Source organism: Pseudomonas kairouanensis, assembly GCF_004682055.1.
GTDB classification, from domain to species: domain Bacteria; phylum Pseudomonadota; class Gammaproteobacteria; order Pseudomonadales; family Pseudomonadaceae; genus Aquipseudomonas; species Aquipseudomonas kairouanensis.
In genome coordinates this window covers 1-2,556 of the sequence record NZ_QUZU01000098.1, presented here as the reverse complement: position 1 = coordinate 2,556, position 2,556 = coordinate 1, and the positions used below count along the sequence as shown (strand labels likewise).

Genomic DNA, 2,556 nt, shown 5'->3' with positions numbered 1-2,556 from the left:
CTCGCGAAAGCGATGGATCAGCCAATGAATTTGTTGACTGACACACCGCATTCGCGAGCAAGCCCCCTCCCACAGGGGGTCGGCTGTGTGCCCATTTCTTGAGTCCACACTTGAGTTTTGGGATGTCAGGGGCGGGACATGTTATCGAGCAGGTACTGCATAAATTGCAGGGTATTGGTAAGCAAACTGGCCAAAAACTGCCCCATCTCCCCCATCACCACCATCAGCAAACTCAGGCCCACGGTCAGGGTCAGTGGGAAGCCCACCGAGAACACCGTCAACTGCGGCGACACGCGGTTGAGGATGCCCATGGCCAGGTTGATGATCAGCAGCGTGGCCACCATCGGCAGGGCCAACAACAGGCCGGTGAGGTAGATAGTGCTGCCGTAACGGGCGATGAGGTTCCAGGCGTTGGGGTCAAAGTGCAGGTTGCCGATGGGCAGGGTCTTGAAGCTGGTGGCCAAGAGTTCCAGCACCATCAGGTGGCCGTCCAGCGCCAGGAACATCAGGATGGTGATCATGCCCAGGTAGCGCGACAGCACCAGGCTGTTGGTAGCGGTGTCGGCGGAGAAGAAGGTGGCGAACGCCAACCCCATCTGCATGCCGCAGATGTCGCCGGCCATTTCCACCACCGCCAGGGTCACGCGCATCACCATGCCTAAGGACATGCCGATCAGCACCTGCTCCACAATCACCCCCAGCCCCGGCCAGGAGAACAGCGCCACGTCCGGCAACGGCGGCAGGTTGGGTGCCAGCAAGAACGCCAGCAGCATCGCCAGGCCAACCTTCACCTGGCTCGACACGTTTTTATGCCCCAGGATCGGGTCGCTCATCAGGTACGCCAGCACCCGGCAGAACGGCCAAAAAAACGTGGTGAGCCACAGTTGCAACTGCGCCGAGCTGACTTCGATCAACGCGCGTCAGCCGATCAGCGTGGGCAGGCTGGTGAACAAGGCGCGGGTGTAGTCCACCAGCATCTCCATGATCAGAGGACCTGCGATCACCAGCACCACGCACACCCCGATGATCTTGGGGATAAACGACAAGGTGGACTCGTTGATCTGCGTGGCGGCCTGGAACAGGCTCACCAACAAACCAATAAACAGCGTCACAAACAACACGGGCGCGGCCACGATCATGCTCATGCGCATGCCTTTGTAAGCCAGGTCCATGACCATTTCCGGAGTCATCAATGCGCCCTCATCAGGTGTAGAAACTCTGCGCCAGGGAGCCCAGCAGCAATTGCCAGCCGTCCACCAGCACAAACAGCATCAGCTTGAACGGCAGCGAGATGGTCGACGGCGGCACCATCATCATGCCCAGCGCCATCAACACGCTCGCCACCACCAGGTCGATGATCAGGAACGGGATAAAGATGGTGAACCCGGCCTGGAATGCGGTTTTCAATTCGCTGGTGACAAACGAGGGCAGCAGCACGCGCATGGGCACGTCTTCGGGGCCTTGCAAGTCGTCGATCTGCGCCAGCCGTGCGAACAGCGCAAGGTCGCCCTGGCGGGTCTGGGTCAGCATGAACTTGCGAAACGGCAGGCTGCCCTTGTCGAGAAACTGCTCCACCGTGATCTCGTCATGGGAGAACGGCTGCCAGGCAGTTTTGTAAGCCTGGTCCAGGGTGGGCGACATCACAAAAAACGTCAGGAACAGCGACAGCCCCAGCAACACCTGGTTCGGTGGCGCCGAGGTGGTGCCCAGCGCCGTGCGCAGCAGGCCCAGCACAATGATGATGCGGGTAAAGCCGGTCATCATCAGCAAGATCGCCGGCAGGAACGCCATGGCGCTGAGCAGCAGCAGGGTTTGCAGGCTCAGGGACCATTGCTGGCCGCCCGCCTGGCCGGTAAAGGCGCTGAGGCCTTCGATGCCGGTCACGAAGATCGCCCTTTGCGCTTGAAGTTATGCTTCAACGCCACAGCCAAGCGTTCGGCAAAGTTGTCGCCCGGCACGACGAGCGCTTCCGGCTCAGGCTCCGGCGCATCCATCTGCGCCAGTGCGGTAACTTGCTGCGCGGTTACGCCGAGCACCAGCCATTGATCGCGCACTTGCACGATCACCACTTTTTCACGCTGGCCCAGGCCCGTACTGCTGACCACCCGCATGAGCTTGCCGGGGACCAACGGCCGCGAGCCCGCGCGCCGGGCCAGCCAGCCAAACACCAGAACACAGCCCAGCACCACCGCCAGGGCCAGCGCGGTTTTACCGAGCAACGCCAGGTTCATCACGCTGTCATCGGGCACACCGAGGGGCGCACTCATCGGTTGAGTTTTTGCACACGCTCGGACGGCGTGATGATTTCAGTGATGCGAATCCCGTACTTGTCATCCACGACCACCACTTCGCCCTGGGCGATCAGGTAGCTGTTGATCAGGATGTCCATCGGCTCGCCCGCCAGGCCATCCAGCGCCAGCACCGAGCCCTGGGCCAGTTCCAGCAACTGCTTGATGGTGATCCGCGTGCGGCCCAACTCCACGCTAAGCTTGACCGGAATATCCATGATCATTTCCAGCTCACGCGCCGCAGCGGTGGGCTGGGGTGCCGACAACG

General features: G+C 61.2%; 5 protein-coding genes. All 5 read right to left on the bottom strand.

Annotated features, from left to right (window positions below; all coding sequences use genetic code 11):
* Positions 1–125: 125 nt before the first annotated feature.
* Complete coding sequence (gene fliR / locus DYL59_RS31240; protein ID WP_135292632.1) at positions 126–914, bottom strand: flagellar biosynthetic protein FliR; 789 nt, start codon at positions 912–914, stop codon at positions 126–128.
* Between the two features lie 6 nt (positions 915–920).
* Positions 921–1,190 carry a flagellar biosynthesis protein FliQ gene (gene fliQ, locus DYL59_RS31235; protein WP_017735842.1) on the bottom strand — a complete coding sequence of 90 codons (270 nt, stop codon included), beginning with the start codon at positions 1,188–1,190 and terminating at the stop codon, positions 921–923.
* A 13-nt stretch (positions 1,191–1,203) separates the two neighbouring features.
* Positions 1,204–1,884 carry a flagellar type III secretion system pore protein FliP gene (fliP, locus tag DYL59_RS31230; RefSeq protein ID WP_122486548.1) on the bottom strand — a complete coding sequence of 227 codons (681 nt, stop codon included), beginning with the start codon at positions 1,882–1,884 and terminating at the stop codon, positions 1,204–1,206.
* Positions 1,881–2,267: a flagellar biosynthetic protein FliO gene (gene fliO / locus DYL59_RS31225; RefSeq protein ID WP_238340800.1), complete on the bottom strand. Its 387-nt coding sequence runs from the start codon at positions 2,265–2,267 to the stop codon at positions 1,881–1,883. The genes fliP and fliO overlap by 4 nt, the downstream gene beginning before the upstream one ends.
* On the bottom strand, positions 2,264–2,556 hold a 293-nt coding region (fliN, locus tag DYL59_RS31220; RefSeq protein WP_135292631.1), incomplete at its 5' end, for a flagellar motor switch protein FliN. The genes fliO and fliN, both read right to left, overlap by 4 nt.

Excerpts from the sequence above, each read along its gene's own strand:
- fliQ (WP_017735842.1), bottom strand. The coding sequence starts at position 1,190 with ATGACTCCGGAAATGGTCATGGACCTGGCTTACAAAGGCATGCGCATG.
- fliO (WP_238340800.1), bottom strand. The coding sequence starts at position 2,267 with ATGAGTGCGCCCCTCGGTGTGCCCGATGACAGCGTGATGAACCTGGCG.